Raw genomic sequence first — 14269 nt, 5'->3', positions numbered from 1 at the left:
TCACATCTTGCGGCTGTAGCTGCGGACCGCGAGCGGCGCGAAGATCGCGACGACGATCGCGCAGGCGACCAGCGCCCAGCCGACCTGGGCGGTGAGCCCGTTGCCGTTCATCAGGTCCCGCACCGCGGTGACCACGTGCGAGACCGGATTGATCTTCACGAAGGTCTGCAGCCAGTCGGGCATCGTGCCGGCCGGCACGTAGGCGTTGGAGAGGAAGGTGAGCGGGAACATGATCATCATGCCGATGCCCTGCACGGCCTGCGCCGAGCGTGCCACGGTCCCGAGCCACGCGAAGATCCACGCCAGCGACCAGCCGGCGACGATCGTGAGCAGCCAGCCGGCGATCACGCCGACGACACCGCCGTCGGGTCGGTAGCCCATGACGAGACCGACCGCGATGGTGATGGTCGCGGCGATGCCGTAGCGCAGCAGGTCGGCCATCATCGGCCCGGCCAGCGGGGCGATCCGGGCGATCGGCATCGCCTTGAACCGGTCGAAGACGCCCTTGTCCATGTCCTCGCGCATCTGCGTCCCGGTCGCCATGCAGGCGGTCAGGGCGGTCTGGGCGAGGATGCCGGGGATCATCAGCGGCAGGTAGTCGCTCACGGACCCGGAGACCGCGCCGCCGAAGACGTAGGCGAACATCGCGGTGAACAGGATCGGCTGGAGCGTCACGTCGAAGAACTGCTCCGGGTTGCGGCGCATCTTCTTCATCGCGCGCCAGGCCATCGCGAAGGTCTGCGTGACGGTGTCCCGCAGGCTCGGCCGCGGGCTCAGCGGCCGCTCCTCGACGACGACGGCCGAGCGGGCCTCGGGGAGAAGCGTCTGGGTGGTCATCAGGCCACCTCCTCGTCCTGGTGGTCGGTGTCGCTGTGGTGGCCGGTCAGGGCCAGGAAGACCTCGTCGAGCGTGGGTTGCCGGACGGTGGCGGTGGCGATGGAGACCGACGCCTGCCGCAGCGCGATGAGGACGTCGGCCGCCCGGTCGGCGTCGGGGAGAGCGATGTTGAGGCCCCCGGCCTCCGGCGTCAGGACGGGCGCCTCGCCGACGACCCGCTCGACGACCGCCGCTGCGAGGGACGTCTGCTCCCGGTCGGTCATCCGCACGTGGAGCGTCGAGTCGCCGACGCTGCTCTTGAGCTGCTCGGGTGTGCCCTCGGCGACCTTCCGGCCGCGGTCGATGACGGCGATCCGGTCGGCGAGCTGGTCGGCCTCGTCGAGGTACTGCGTCGTCAGCAGGATCGTGGACCCGTTCGCGACGAGCTCCCGGATCGTGTCCCACATCTGGCCGCGGGTGCGCGGGTCCAGGCCCGTGGTCGGCTCGTCGAGGAAGATGAGCGGGGGCTGCGCGATGAGCGAGGCCGCGAGGTCGAGCCGGCGACGCATGCCGCCCGAGAAGTTCTTGATCTGCCGGGTGGCGGCCTCCTCGAGGCCGAACCGCCCGAGCAGGTCGTCCGCCGTGGCCCTCGCCCGGGCCTTCGGCAGGCCGAGGAGCCGGCCGAAGAGGTAGAGGTTCTCGGTGGCCGTCAGGTTCTCGTCGACCGAGGCGTACTGCCCGGTGACGCCGACGAGCTGACGGATCTGGTGCGGGGAGGACGCGACGTCGACCCCGAAGATGCTGGCCCTGCCGCCGTCGATCGGCAGCAGGGTGGCGAGCATGGAGAGCGTGGTGGTCTTGCCGGCTCCGTTCGGCCCGAGCACGCCGAAGACCTCACCGCGGCGCACTTCCAGGTCGATCCCGTCGACGGCGCTGAAGTCGCCGAACCTCTTGACGAGGCCCTCGGCGCTGACCGCGAGTGTCGTGGAAACGTTCATGGCACCACTGTCGGGGATGCCGGTTTCAGTCCGCCTTCACGGCGCCTTCAGCGGTTTCACCGCACCTCCGGCCAGGCGTGACGAACCGATGCGCCAGGGCATAGGTCTCGCGCTCGGCGGCCACCGGCGAGGTATGAAGGGACTGACCGGCCGGCCGGCCGAGAACGTGGGTGACCGGTGATCAGGGACCACGCCCGGATCGAGGACTACGCCCTCCTCGGCGACCTCCACACCGCCGCGCTCGTCTCGAGGACGGGCAGCATCGACTGGCTGTGCCTCCCGAGGTTCGAGTCGTCGGCCTGCTTCGCGGCCCTCCTCGGCGAGGAGAGCGCGGGCCACTGGACGCTGGCCCCGGTCACGGGCGGCAGCGTCTCCCACCGGGAGTACGTCGACGACTCGCTCGTCCTCCGGAACCACTGGGACGGCCCGGATGGCGCGGTCGACGTGCTCGAGCTGATGCCGCCGCGCGGCGACACCGCCGACCTGGTCCGCATCGTGCGCGGTGTGCGTGGGCGCGTCGCGATGCGCAGCGAGCTGGTGCCGCGGTTCGACTACGGCAGCGTCGTGCCCTGGGTCGTCGGCCGGGGGCGCGACGTGCGGGCGGTCGCCGGGCCCGACGCCCTGTGGCTGAACAGCGACGTACCGGTCGACGTGGACGAGAGCGTCATCACCGCCGACTTCACGGTCGGCGAGGGCGAGGAGGTCGCGTTCGTGCTGACGCACCGACCCGCCCACAGCCGGGAGACGGAGGCGACGAAGGCGCACCGCGCACTGCGTGAGACGCAGACCTTCTGGGCAGACTGGATCGCCCGCTGTCGCTACGAAGGGCGTTGGCAGCAGGAGGTGCGCCGTTCTCTCCTCACGTTGAAGGCGCTCACCTATGCGCCCACCGGCGGCATGGTCGCGGCCGCGACCACCTCCCTGCCCGAGGAGCTCGGCGGCGTACGCAACTGGGACTACCGCTACTGCTGGCTGCGGGACGCGACCTTCACGCTCCAGGCGCTGCTCGGCACCGGCTACGTGGCCGAGGCGAAGGCGTGGCGCGAGTGGCTGGTCCGCGCGGTGGCGGGCGACCCCGCGAAGCTGCAGATCATGTACAGCGTCGACGGTCGTCGGCGCATGCCCGAGCTCGAGCTCGACTGGCTCTCCGGGTACGCCGGCTCACGGCCGGTCCGCGAGGGCAACGCCGCCGCCGGGCAGTTCCAGCTCGACGTCTGGGGGGAGGTGCTCGACGGTCTGCACCTGGCCCGGGAGAGCGGGGCGGACGCCGAGGAGACGGCCTGGGACCTGCAGCTGGCGCTGCTGGACTGGCTGGAGGGCCATTGGGACGAGCCGGACAACGGGCTGTGGGAGGTGCGCGGCCCGCGCCGGCACTTCGTCCACTCCAAGGTGCTCGCGTGGGCCGGCGTCGACCGGGCCGTCCACTCGGTCGAGGACCACGGGCTGGACGGGCCCGTCGACCGCTGGCGCGAGCTGCGCGACCGGATCCACGCCGAGGTCTGCGAGCACGGCTTCGACACCGACCGCGGCACGTTCACCCAGTTCTACGGCTCCTCCGGCCTCGACGCCGCGCTCCTGCTCCTCCCGCGGGTCGGGTTCCTGCCCTGGGACGACGACCGCGTGCGGGGCACCGTCGACGCCGTCCAGCGCGAGCTGTGCCACGAGGGGCTGCTACGCCGCTACGACCCCGAGGCCGACGGCGGCACGGACGGCCTTCCCGGGAGCGAGGGCGCCTTCCTCGCCTGCAGCTTCTGGCTGGTCGACGCCCTGGCCGGGATCGGTCGGACGGCGGAGGCCGAGCACCTCTTCGAGCGTCTCCTCGACCTCCGCAACGACGTCGGCCTGCTGAGCGAGGAGTACGACCCCGTCGCCCGCCGCCAGCTCGGCAACGTCCCGCAGTCGTTCAGCCACGTGGGACTGGTCAACTCCGCGCGGATGCTGGGCGGTGCCTCGACCCGGACGTCGTCCAGCCGCGCGCACCAGCGGCTGCACGGGGGCTGAGCGCGCTCAGGTGATCGGCTGGTTGACGCAGGCGCGGAACCGGTCGTAGATCCCGCGGTCCCCGGCGACGTGGATGCCGGCGTCGTCGCCGCGCCGCCACAGCCAGGCGTCGACATCGGCGGCCAGACCCTCGACCACCGCGTCCGGGTCGTCGCCGGGATCCGGCACGACGGAGATGTCCGGCTCCTCCGCGTAGTCGGTCCCGTCGGGCGAGGTCCCGCTGAAGGTGCCGAGCTGCACCCAGACCTGGGTGTCGGTGTCGGTGAGGTCGACGCGGACGTGGTGGGGGAGCGGGTCGAAGCGGCCCCAGGCCGGCGTGCCGCCGAACATGATGTCGAGCGCCTCGTCGACGCCGTCGGCGGCGAGCACCGGGTCGAGCCCGGTGACCGAGCCGGCGGTGAGCTCGGCGTCGAGCCGGTGGATGAGCGACTCCTGGGCCTGTCGCCGGAACGTGAACCCGACGGTCTGCTCGGTCGACCAGGTCCACGCGGCCTCGGCGGGGTCGGCGGCCTGGAGGGCCGCCACGAAGGCGCCGTGGCGGTCGTCGAACGCGGCGAGCAGCTCGGCGTACGTGCCCGGCCGCGACGGCTCCTGCCAGTCGTCGTCCGGTCCGGCCGGTCGCTCGCGCACGACGCGCTCCCAGAACGTCTGGACCTCGGTGAGGTGCCAGAGGAGGTCGGCGGCGCTCCAGTCGGGGCAGGACGGGACGCGCGCCTCGGGGTCGCAGCCGGCCAGCACATCGCGGAAGCGTCGCGACTCGCGGTCGATATGGTCGAGGTAGACGTCGAAGGGAAGTCGGGTCACGCTGGAGGACGCTAGCGCCCGGCGCCGACGCCGCGCGATCCCTTTGGGCGCGGTCTCGAGACGATGGCACATTCACATGCATCACCATGTATAGTCATGCATATGTCGAAGGAGAAGACATCGTGAAGCGCGTCGCCGTCGCCGGAGCCAGCGGGTACGCCGGTGGTGAGCTGCTGCGTCTCCTGCTGGGCCACCCCGAGGTCGAGATCGGCGCGCTGACCGGCGGGTCCAACGCCGGCCAGACGCTCGGGACGCTGCAGCCGCACCTCCTGCCGCTCGCCGAGCGGGTGCTCGGGGAGACCACCGTCGAGACGCTGAGCGGCCACGACGTCGTGTTCCTCGCGCTGCCGCACGGCCAGTCGGGCGCGATCGCGTCAGCACTGCCGGAGGGCACCGTCGTCATCGACTGCGGCGCCGACTTCCGGCTGGCCGACGCGGGGGAGTGGGAGCGGTTCTACGGCACGGACAACGGCGGCCACGCCGGCACCTGGCCCTACGGGCTGCCCGAGCTGCCGGGCAACCGGGAGAGGCTCGCCGGCGCGACGAAGATCGCCGTGCCCGGGTGCTACCCGACCGTGTCGTCCCTCGCCCTCGCCCCCGCGGTCGCCGCCGGGATCGTCGAGAACGACGTCGTGGTCGTCGCGGCCAGCGGCACCAGTGGCGCCGGCAAGGCCGCCAAGTCGCACCTGCTCGGCAGCGAGACCGCCGGCAACGTCAGCGCCTACGCCGTCGGCGGAGTGCACCGGCACACGCCGGAGATCACCCAGAACCTCTCCGCTCTGGCCGACGGCACCGTGACCGTGAGCTTCACCCCGCTGCTCGTGCCGATGCCGCGCGGCATCCTCGCGACCTGCAGCGCGCGGCTCCGCCCGGGCGTGACTCCCGACGAGGTCCGCGCCGTCTACGAGAAGGCCTACGCGGACGAGCAGTTCGTCCACCTGCTGCCCGAGGGACAGTGGCCCCAGACCAAGTCGGTGACGGGCTCCAACGCCGTCCACCTGCAGGTCACGGTGGACGAGACGGCGGGGCGGCTCGTCGCCGTCGGTGCCGTCGACAACCTGACCAAGGGCACGGCCGGCGCAGCCGTCCAGTGCATGAACCTCGCCCTCGGCCTCGACGAGGCCGCCGGCCTGAGCACGATCGGACTCGCTCCATGAGCGTCACCCACCCCCAGGGGTTCACGGCGGCCGGGGTGGCCGCCGGCCTCAAGACGTCCGGCGGCAAGGACGTCGCGCTCGTGGTCAACACCGGTCCCCGGTTCGACGCGGCCAACGTGTTCACCGCCAACCGCTGCCAGGCCAACCCGGTGCTGTGGAGCCGGCAGGTCGCCCAGGACGGCGTCGTCAAGGCGGTGGTCCTCAACTCGGGCGGCGCCAACTGCTACACCGGCCACGCCGGCTTCCAGAACACCCACCTCACCGCAGAGCGGGTGGCCGAGCACCTCGGCATCGGTGCCGGCGACGTCATCGTCTGCTCCACCGGTCTCATCGGCCTCCTCAACGACCGCGACGCCCTCCTGGCCGGCGTGGACGCCGCAGCCGCTGGTCTCGCGGCCGACGGCGGCATCGACGCCGCCCACGCGATCATGACCACCGACACGGTCGCCAAGCAGGTCGTCGTCGAGGGTGACGGCTGGTCGATCGGTGGCATGGCGAAGGGCGCGGGCATGCTCGCGCCGGCCCTGGCCACGATGCTGGTGGTCCTCACGACCGATGCCGTCGTACCCGCGGCCGACCTCGACAAGGCGCTGCGCGCCGCGACGCGGATCAGCTTCGACCGGCTCGACTCGGACGGCTGCATGTCGACCAACGACACCGTCAGCCTGCTCGCCAGCGGGGCCAGCGGCGTCGCTCCGTCGCTCGAGGAGTTCACCGCGCGGCTCGCCGACGCCTGCACGGACCTCGCCCTGCAGCTGCTCGCGGACGCCGAGGGCGCCGACCACTCGATCGCGATCACCACGGTCAACGCGGCCTCCGAGGACGAGGCCGTCGAGGTGTCCCGCTCGGTCGCCCGGAGCAACCTCTTCAAGGCAGCGATCTTCGGCAAGGACCCCAACTGGGGCCGCATCCTCGCCAGCGTCGGCACGACGCAGGCGGCGTTCGACCCGGCCGACCTCGACGTCGCGCTCAACGGCGTCTGGGTGTGCCGCAACTCGGCCCCGGCCGAGGACCCCGCGGCGATCAGCCTCGAGGAGCGCGACGTCACCGTCACCATCGACCTGAAGGTGGGGGAGGCCGCGGCCACCGTGTGGACCAACGACCTCACCCACGCCTACGTGCACGAGAACAGCGCCTACAGCTCATGAACGAGACCGTCATGCCCACCAAGCTCGTCGACGACCCTGCGGTCTCGCGTGCCAAGGCCGCGACCTTGGCCGCGGCGCTGCCCTGGCTGAAGAAGTACAACGGCAAGATCATCGTCATCAAGTACGGCGGCAACGCGATGACCGACGAGGCGCTGAAGGTGGCCTTCGCGGAGGACATCGCGTTCCTCCGGCTGGCCGGCTTCAAGCCGGTCGTGGTCCACGGCGGCGGGCCGCAGATCTCCCGCATGCTCGACCGGCTCGGGATCGAGTCCGAGTTCCGGGGCGGGTTGCGGGTGACGACGCCCGAGGCGATGGACGTCGTCCGCATGGTCCTGGTGGGCAAGGTGCAGCGCGAGCTGGTCGGCCTGCTCAACCAGCACGGCCCGCTCGCGGTCGGCCTGTCCGGCGAGGACGCGGGGCTCTTCACCGCCATCCCGGCCAACACCGTCGTCGACGGCGAGGAGGTCGACCTGGGCCTGGTCGGCGAGGTGTCCGAGGTCAGGCCCGACGCGGTCCTCGACCTCATCGAGGCCGGCCGCATCCCGGTGATCTCGAGCGTCGCCCCCGACGCCGACGGCCAGGTCCACAACGTCAACGCGGACACCGCTGCCTCGGCCCTCGCGGTCGCGCTCGGCGCCGCCAAGCTGCTGGTGCTCACCGACGTCGAGGGGCTCTACCGCGACTGGCCGAGCAGCGACGACGTCATCGGCGAGATCGGCCCGGAGGCGCTCGCCGAGCTGATGCCGACCCTGGCGAGCGGCATGGTGCCCAAGATGAGCGCCTGCCTCCAGGCCGTCACCCACGGCGTACCCCGTGCGACCGTGGTCGACGGACGCGAGCCGCACGCCGTGCTGCTCGAGATCTTCACCGAGGAGGGCATCGGCACCCAGGTGCTCCCGGGAGTCGAGACCAAGATCAGGAAGGCTGCTCACCGATGAGCTCGACCGACGACTACACGCGGCGCTACCAGGGCGCGCTGATGAACACCTTCGGCACGCCGAAGAGCGTCCTGACGCGCGGCCACGGCGCCCACGTGTGGGACGAGGACGGCAGCGAGTACGTCGACCTGCTCGGCGGGATCGCCGTCAACGCGCTCGGCCACGGCCACCCGGCGGTGGTCGAGGCGGTGACCACGCAGCTGCAGACCCTCGGGCACATCTCCAACTTCTTCGCCTCCGAGCCGCAGATCGAGCTCGCGGAGAAGCTGCTGTCGATCGCCGGCGCCGACGGGAAGGTCTTCTTCGCCAACTCCGGCACCGAGGCCAACGAGGCCGCGTTCAAGCTGACCCGGCGTACCGGCCGCACGCACCTGGTGGCGATGACCGGCTCGTTCCACGGCCGCACGATGGGCTCGCTCGCGCTCACCTCGAAGGAGGCCTACCGCACACCCTTCGAGCCCCTGCCGGGCGACGTCACCTTCGTGCCCTACGGCGACGCCGATGCGCTCGCCGCGGCCGTCACCGACGAGACGGCGGCGATCGTGATCGAGCCGATCCAGGGCGAGGCCGGCGTGGTCGTCCCGCCCGAGGGCTTCCTGACCGCCGCGCGGCGGATCGCCGACGAGCACGGTGCCCTGCTCTGGTTCGACGAGATCCAGTCGGGCATGGGCCGGACGGGCCGGTGGCTCGCCTCGCAGGCCGAGGGCGTCACCCCCGACATCGTGACCCTCGCCAAGGGCCTGGGCGGCGGCTTCCCGATCGGTGCATGCCTCGGCCTGGGCCGGGCGGCGTCGCTGTTCGAGCCGGGCAACCACGGCACCACGTTCGGGGGCAACCCGGTCGCCTGCGCCGCCGCTCTGGCGGTGATCCGGACCATCGAGGAGGACGGCCTGCTCGAGCACGTCACGGTGCTCGGGCACAAGCTCCGCGACGGCCTCGCCGCCGACCCCCGGGTGGCCGAGGTCGCCGGCGAGGGGCTGTTCGTCGGGATCGTGCTGACCGAGCAGAAGGCGGCCGAGGTCGCCGCAGCCGCGTTGAAGGCGGGCTTCATCGTCAACAACGCGACCACCGGCCGGGTCCGGCTGGCCCCGCCGCTGGTGCTCACCGCTGACGACGCCGAAGCCTTCCTCGCGGCCTGGCCGCGGATCCTCGACGAGGCCTGGTCATGACGGCCCGCAGCTTCCTGCGCGACGACGACCTGAGCCCGGAGGAGCTGGCGCGGGTCCTCGACCTCGCCGCCACGCTCAAGGCCGACCCCTACGGCCCGAAGCCGCTCGCCGGTCCGCGCACGGTCGCCACGATCTACGACAAGCCGACGCTGCGCACGCAGACGTCCTTCGCCGCCGGGATCGCCGAGCTGGGCGGCCACGCGATGCTCGTCGACGGCGGGCTGGCCGGGATCGGCCGGCGCGAGTCGGTCGCCGACGTCGCGCGTGTCCTCGGGCGGCAGGCGAGCATCATCGTGTGGCGCACCTACGCCCAGGACCGGCTCGAGGAGATGGCGTCCTACGCCGGCGTGCCGGTCGTCAACGCGCTCACCGACGACTTCCACCCGTGCCAGCTGCTCGCCGACCTCCTCACCGTCCGTGAGCACAAGGGCACGCTCGCCGGGCTGCGGGTGGCGTTCGTCGGCGACGGCGCGTGCAACATGGGCAACTCGTGGCTGCTGGCCGGCGCGCTGGCGGGCGTCCACGTCGTCATCGGCGCGCCGAAGGGCTACGCGCCCGAGGCGTCGATGTTCGACCGGGCCAACGAGATCGGCGCCGGCACCGGCGGCTCGGCCAGCTGGGTCACGGACGCGGCCGAAGCGGTGACGGACGCGGATGTCGTCGTCACCGACACCTGGGTCTCGATGGGCCGGGAGGACGAGGCACAGGCACGCCTGGCCGTGTTCTCGCCCTATGCGCTCACCGAGGAGCTGCTCGCGCACGCCAAGCCCGACGCGATCGTCATGCACTGCCTGCCCGCCTACCGGGGCAAGGAGATCGCCGCGTCGGTCATCGACGGTCCGCGCAGCGTCGTGTGGGACGAGGCCGAGAACCGCCGGCACGCGCAGAAGGCGATCCTCGCGTTCCTGGCCGCGGAGAGCGGTCTCTCATGACCGAGTCCGCGCTGCGACCGTCGACCAAGAACGCTCGGCACCGGCTCATCGTCGAGCTCGTCGCCGGCCACGAGATCAGGTCCCAGGGCGAGCTGGCCGACCTGCTCGCGGACCGCGGCGTCCAGGTCACCCAGGCGACGCTGTCGCGCGACCTGGTCGAGCTCGACGCGATCAAGGTGCGCGCCGCGGGCGGCGCGCTCGTCTACGCGGTCCCCGCCGAGGGCGGCGACCGCCGGCCGCAGGCGCCGGGGGAGTCGGCCGCGGCGAGCCACCGGCTGGCCCGGCTCTGCGCCGAGCTGCTGGTCACCGCCGAGGCCAGTGCCAACCTCGTGGTCCTGCGCACCCCGCCGGGCGCCGCGCAGTTCCTCGCGTCCGCCTTCGACAAGGCCGACTTCCCCGAGATCCTGGGCACGATCGCGGGCGACGACACCGTGCTCGTCATCGGTCGCGACCCGCAGGGCGGCGACGACCTGGCCCAGCGCTTCCTCGGGCTGGCCGACCAGCAGCCCAACCACGACGATCAGTCCCACCCCGACGTACAGGAGAGTTGAGCAAACAAGTGAGCAAGGTCCTGACCTCCCTGCCGCAGGGCGAGCGCGTCGGTATCGCGTTCTCCGGCGGACTGGACACCTCGGTGGCCGTGGCATGGATGCGCGACAAGGGCGCTGTGCCGTGCACCTACACCGCCGACATCGGGCAGTACGACGAGCCCGACATCTCCGGGGTCCCCGGGCGTGCCCGCCAGTACGGTGCCGAGATCGCCCGCGCGATCGACATCAAGCCCCAGCTGGTCGAGGAGGGCCTGGCCGCGCTGGCTTGCGGCGCCTTCCACATCCGGTCGGGTGCCAAGGTCTACTTCAACACCACGCCCCTCGGCCGTGCGGTGACCGGCACCATGCTGGTCCGCGCGATGCAGTCCGACGACGTCAACATCTGGGGCGACGGCTCGACCTACAAGGGCAACGACATCGAGCGGTTCTACCGCTACGGCCTGATGGCCAACCCCGAGCTGCGCATCTACAAGCCGTGGCTCGACGCCGACTTCGTCTCCGAGCTGGGCGGACGCGCCGAGATGTCGCAGTGGCTCACCGAGCACGGCCTGCCCTACCGCGACAGCCAGGAGAAGGCGTACTCGACCGACGCCAACATCTGGGGTGCGACCCACGAGGCCAAGACGCTGGAGCACCTCGACGTCTCGCTCGAGACCGTCGAGCCGATCATGGGCGTGAAGTTCTGGGACCCGAGCGTCACCATCGACGTCGAGGACGTGACGATCACGTTCGAGGCGGGCCGCCCGGTCGCGATCGACGGACGCCGCTTCGACGACCCGGTCGCCCTGGTGCTGGAGGCCAACGCGGTCGGCGGTCGCCACGGGCTCGGGATGTCCGACCAGATCGAGAACCGGATCATCGAGGCCAAGTCGCGCGGCATCTACGAGGCGCCCGGCATGGCGCTGCTGTTCATCGCCTACGAGCGGCTGCTCAACGCGATCCACAACGAGGACACCCTCGCGAACTACTACACCGAGGGCCGCAAGCTCGGCCGGCTGCTCTACGAGGGCCGCTGGCTGGACCCGCAGTCGCTGATGCTGCGTGAGTCGATCCAGCGCTGGATCGCGTCGCTCGTGACCGGGACCGTGACCCTCCGCCTGCGCCGCGGCGACGACTACACGATCCTCGCCACCGAGGGTCCGGCGTTCTCCTACCACCCCGAGAAGCTGTCGATGGAGCGTGTCGAGAACGCCGCGTTCGGCCCGACCGACCGGATCGGCCAGCTGACGATGCGCAACCTCGACATCGCCGACAGCCGGGCCAAGCTCGAGCAGTACGCCGCCCAGCCGCTCGACCAGGGCAACGTGCTCGTCGAGCACGGCACCCTCTTCGGCGAGCTGCCGGCCGGCGGGTTCGACCAGATCTCGGACAACCCCGAGGCCGTCGCCGAGGCGGAGGCGCTCGACGAGGCCGTCGACGAGGCGGCGCTGGAGTCCGGCGTTGACTGAGCTGCAGGGGACCAACGAGGGCAAGCTCTGGGGCGGCCGCTTCTCGGGCGGCCCCTCGCCCGAGCTCGAGGCGCTGTCCCGCTCGACCCACTTCGACTGGCGGCTGGCCCTCTACGACATCGCCGGGTCGCACGCCCACGCCAAGGCGCTGGGTGCCGCGGGGCTGCTCACCGCCGACGAGGAGCTCGAGCTGCACCGCGGCCTCGACGTCCTCGCCGAGCGGTTCACGACGGGGAGGCTGCGGCCGGCGGCATCCGACGAGGACGTCCACGGCGCGCTGGAGCGCCTCCTGATCGAGGAGGTCGGACCCGACGTCGGCGGCAAGCTGCGCGCCGGACGGTCGCGCAACGACCAGATCGCCACGCTGTTCCGGTCCTACCTGCTCGACCACGGTCGCGTCGTCGCCAGTCTCCTCCTCGACCTGGTCGAGGCGCTGGCCGGGCAGGCGGAGACCCACCTCGGCGCGATCATGCCGGGCCGCACGCACCTCCAGCACGCCCAGCCGGTGCTGCTGTCGCACCACCTGCTCGCCCACGCGTGGGCGCTGCTGCGCGACGTCGAGCGGATGGGGGACTGGCGCCGGCGGGTCGAGTCGGACTCGCCGTACGGCTCGGGCGCGCTGGCCGGTCAGAGCCTCGGTCTGGACCCCGAGCTGGTCGCGAGCGAGCTCGGGTTCACCGGCTCGACGGCCAACTCGATCGACGGCACCGCGTCGCGGGACTTCGTGGCGGAGTTCGCCTACGTCTGCGCGCAGGCCGGCGTCGACGTCTCGCGGATCGCCGAGGAGATCATCCTGTGGGCCACGAAGGAGTTCGACTTCGTGACGCTCCACGACTCCTGGTCCACGGGGTCGTCGATCATGCCGCAGAAGAAGAACCCGGACATCTCCGAGCTCGCCCGGGGCAAGGCCGGGCGCCTGGTCGGCAACCTCACCGGTCTGCTCACCACGCTCAAGGCGCTGCCGCTCGCCTACAACCGCGACCTCCAGGAGGACAAGGAGCCGGTGTTCGACTCGGTCGACACGCTCGAGGTGCTCCTGCCCGCCTTCACCGGTCAGGTCGCGACCCTGGTCTACAAGACGGACCGGATGGCCGAGCTCGCACCGCAGGGCTTCTCGCTCGCGACCGACATCGCCGAGTGGCTGGTCCGGGAGGGGACGCCGTTCCGCATCGCCCACGAGCTCGCCGGCGCCTGCGTGCGGGCGGCCGAGGCGAAGGGGACCGACCTGGACGGGCTCACCAACGAGGAGTTCGCCGCCATCTCGCCTGCCCTCACGCCGCAGGTCCGGCTGGTCCTGACCGCGGAGGGCTCCGTCGAGTCCCGCAACGGCCGCGGCGGCACCGCCCCGGACCGGGTGGCCGAACAGCTCGCCGAGCTGCGCCAGCGCGTGGCGTCGCTGCGAGCGCCCCTGCGTGCGCCCCTGGGCGACGACCAGGACGGGCGTGGACGGGCTCGCTGAGGCCCTCGCCGGCCCGGTCGAGCAGGTCGCCCCGCTGGTGCTGGGCGGCCTGCTCTCGCACGCCGGCGTCACTGTCCGGATCACCGAGGTCGAGGCGTATGCCGGCCCGGCGGACCCGGGCTCCCACGCCTACCGCGGCCGGACGAACCGCAACGCCGTCATGTTCGGCCCGGCCGGCCACCTCTACGTCTACTTCACCTACGGCATGCACTTCTGCGCCAACGTGGTCTGCAGCGTCGAGGGCGACCCGTCCGGGTGCCTGCTGCGTGCCGGCGAGGTGGTCGACGGGATCGACCTCGCCCGGCACCGTCGTCTCGGCTCGTCCGACCGAGACCTCGCCCGGGGGCCGGCGCGCCTGACCCGCGCGCTGCACCTCACCGGGGAGCACAATGGCGCCGACCTCGCGGCGGGGCCGGTCCACCTGGAGCTGGGCGACCCGGTGACGACGGTGTCGACCGGACCCCGGGTGGGGCTGCGAGGCGCGCCGGAACGGCCGTGGCGGTTCTGGATCACGGGGGACCCGACGGTGTCGGTCTACCGGCCCGCCCAGTCCTTGGAGAAGCGCCGCCGCGCCGGCTCCTGAGGCGTGCCGAACCGCTGATCCTGGGCGTCGGCAGGTGGTCGGTTCGCCGGTCGTCTGCCCCGATTTGAAGCTCCCGACACCGCTGTGTAATGTTCTTCCTGTCGCCGCGAGCGGCACCAAAACCCCCGGTCGAGAGGCCACCAGGTCCCAGGTGCTGTGCGCGCCGACACCGGTTCGAGAGCCGAGTCAGCGCCAAGTTGACGAAGGGGACCGAAACGGGTAAGTTTCTGCAGGTTGCCCCGCAGCAAGGTCGACAGGCCGAGCA

Annotated in this window: 13 protein-coding genes; 10 read left to right on the top strand and 3 right to left on the bottom strand. The window is 71.9% G+C overall.

The window, feature by feature from the left end; all coding sequences use genetic code 11:
• Both QDS12_RS19470 and QDS12_RS19465 read right to left on the bottom strand, forming a co-directional pair.
• Window positions 1-837 (bottom strand): ABC transporter permease, encoded by an 837-nt coding sequence (locus QDS12_RS19470; protein WP_279882259.1) that lies wholly within the window; start codon window positions 835-837, stop codon window positions 1-3.
• Window positions 837-1814: an ATP-binding cassette domain-containing protein gene (locus QDS12_RS19465; protein ID WP_279882256.1), complete on the bottom strand. Its 978-nt coding sequence runs from the start codon at window positions 1812-1814 to the stop codon at window positions 837-839. Before QDS12_RS19465 ends, QDS12_RS19470 begins: the two co-directional genes overlap by 1 nt.
• Window positions 1815-1991: 177 nt before the next feature.
• Here QDS12_RS19465 and QDS12_RS19460 point away from each other — a divergent pair, with 177 nt between their 5' ends.
• Complete coding sequence (locus QDS12_RS19460; RefSeq protein ID WP_279882254.1) at window positions 1992-3815, top strand: glycoside hydrolase family 15 protein; 1824 nt, start codon at window positions 1992-1994, stop codon at window positions 3813-3815.
• A gap of 6 nt (window positions 3816-3821) precedes the next feature.
• Here QDS12_RS19460 and QDS12_RS19455 read toward each other — a convergent pair whose 3' ends face one another.
• Entirely contained in the window at window positions 3822-4619 is a 798-nt protein-coding gene (locus QDS12_RS19455; protein ID WP_279882252.1) for a maleylpyruvate isomerase family mycothiol-dependent enzyme, read from the bottom strand.
• Window positions 4620-4738: 119 nt separating this feature from the next.
• Between QDS12_RS19455 and argC the strand changes: the two genes are divergently transcribed.
• The 9 genes from argC to QDS12_RS19410 are packed head-to-tail and all read left to right on the top strand — an operon-like array spanning window position 4739 to window position 14004.
• Window positions 4739-5776 (top strand): N-acetyl-gamma-glutamyl-phosphate reductase, encoded by a 1038-nt coding sequence (gene argC / locus QDS12_RS19450; protein WP_279883476.1) that lies wholly within the window; start codon window positions 4739-4741, stop codon window positions 5774-5776.
• Window positions 5773-6924 (top strand): bifunctional glutamate N-acetyltransferase/amino-acid acetyltransferase ArgJ, encoded by a 1152-nt coding sequence (argJ, locus tag QDS12_RS19445; protein ID WP_279882250.1) that lies wholly within the window; start codon window positions 5773-5775, stop codon window positions 6922-6924. The genes argC and argJ overlap by 4 nt, the downstream gene beginning before the upstream one ends.
• An 11-nt stretch (window positions 6925-6935) precedes the next feature.
• A complete protein-coding gene (gene argB, locus QDS12_RS19440) occupies window positions 6936-7862 on the top strand; it encodes an acetylglutamate kinase (protein ID WP_279882248.1) in 927 nt (308 codons plus the stop codon).
• On the top strand, window positions 7859-9031 hold the full coding sequence (locus tag QDS12_RS19435) for an acetylornithine transaminase (RefSeq protein WP_279882246.1): 1173 nt from the start codon (window positions 7859-7861) through the stop codon (window positions 9029-9031). Before argB ends, QDS12_RS19435 begins: the two co-directional genes overlap by 4 nt.
• Window positions 9028-9963 carry an ornithine carbamoyltransferase gene (gene argF, locus QDS12_RS19430; protein ID WP_279882244.1) on the top strand — a complete coding sequence of 312 codons (936 nt, stop codon included), beginning with the start codon at window positions 9028-9030 and terminating at the stop codon, window positions 9961-9963. The genes QDS12_RS19435 and argF overlap by 4 nt, the downstream gene beginning before the upstream one ends.
• Window positions 9960-10514, top strand: a complete 555-nt coding sequence (locus tag QDS12_RS19425; protein ID WP_279882242.1) for an arginine repressor — start codon at window positions 9960-9962, stop codon at window positions 10512-10514. The genes argF and QDS12_RS19425 overlap by 4 nt, the downstream gene beginning before the upstream one ends.
• 8 nt (window positions 10515-10522) lie before the next feature.
• Complete coding sequence (gene argG, locus QDS12_RS19420; RefSeq protein WP_279882240.1) at window positions 10523-11962, top strand: argininosuccinate synthase; 1440 nt, start codon at window positions 10523-10525, stop codon at window positions 11960-11962.
• Window positions 11955-13421 (top strand): argininosuccinate lyase, encoded by a 1467-nt coding sequence (gene argH / locus QDS12_RS19415; RefSeq protein ID WP_279882238.1) that lies wholly within the window; start codon window positions 11955-11957, stop codon window positions 13419-13421. Before argG ends, argH begins: the two co-directional genes overlap by 8 nt.
• Window positions 13405-14004, top strand: a complete 600-nt coding sequence (locus QDS12_RS19410) for a DNA-3-methyladenine glycosylase (RefSeq protein ID WP_279882236.1) — start codon at window positions 13405-13407, stop codon at window positions 14002-14004. Before argH ends, QDS12_RS19410 begins: the two co-directional genes overlap by 17 nt.
• The last annotated feature ends 265 nt before the right edge of the window (window positions 14005-14269 follow it).

It is taken from the genome of Nocardioides sp. CER19, from assembly GCF_029846275.1.
Taxonomy (GTDB): domain Bacteria; phylum Actinomycetota; class Actinomycetes; order Propionibacteriales; family Nocardioidaceae; genus Nocardioides.
Note: the sequence above shows the minus strand (reverse complement) of the source record. Positions and strands in the feature narration are given on the sequence as shown.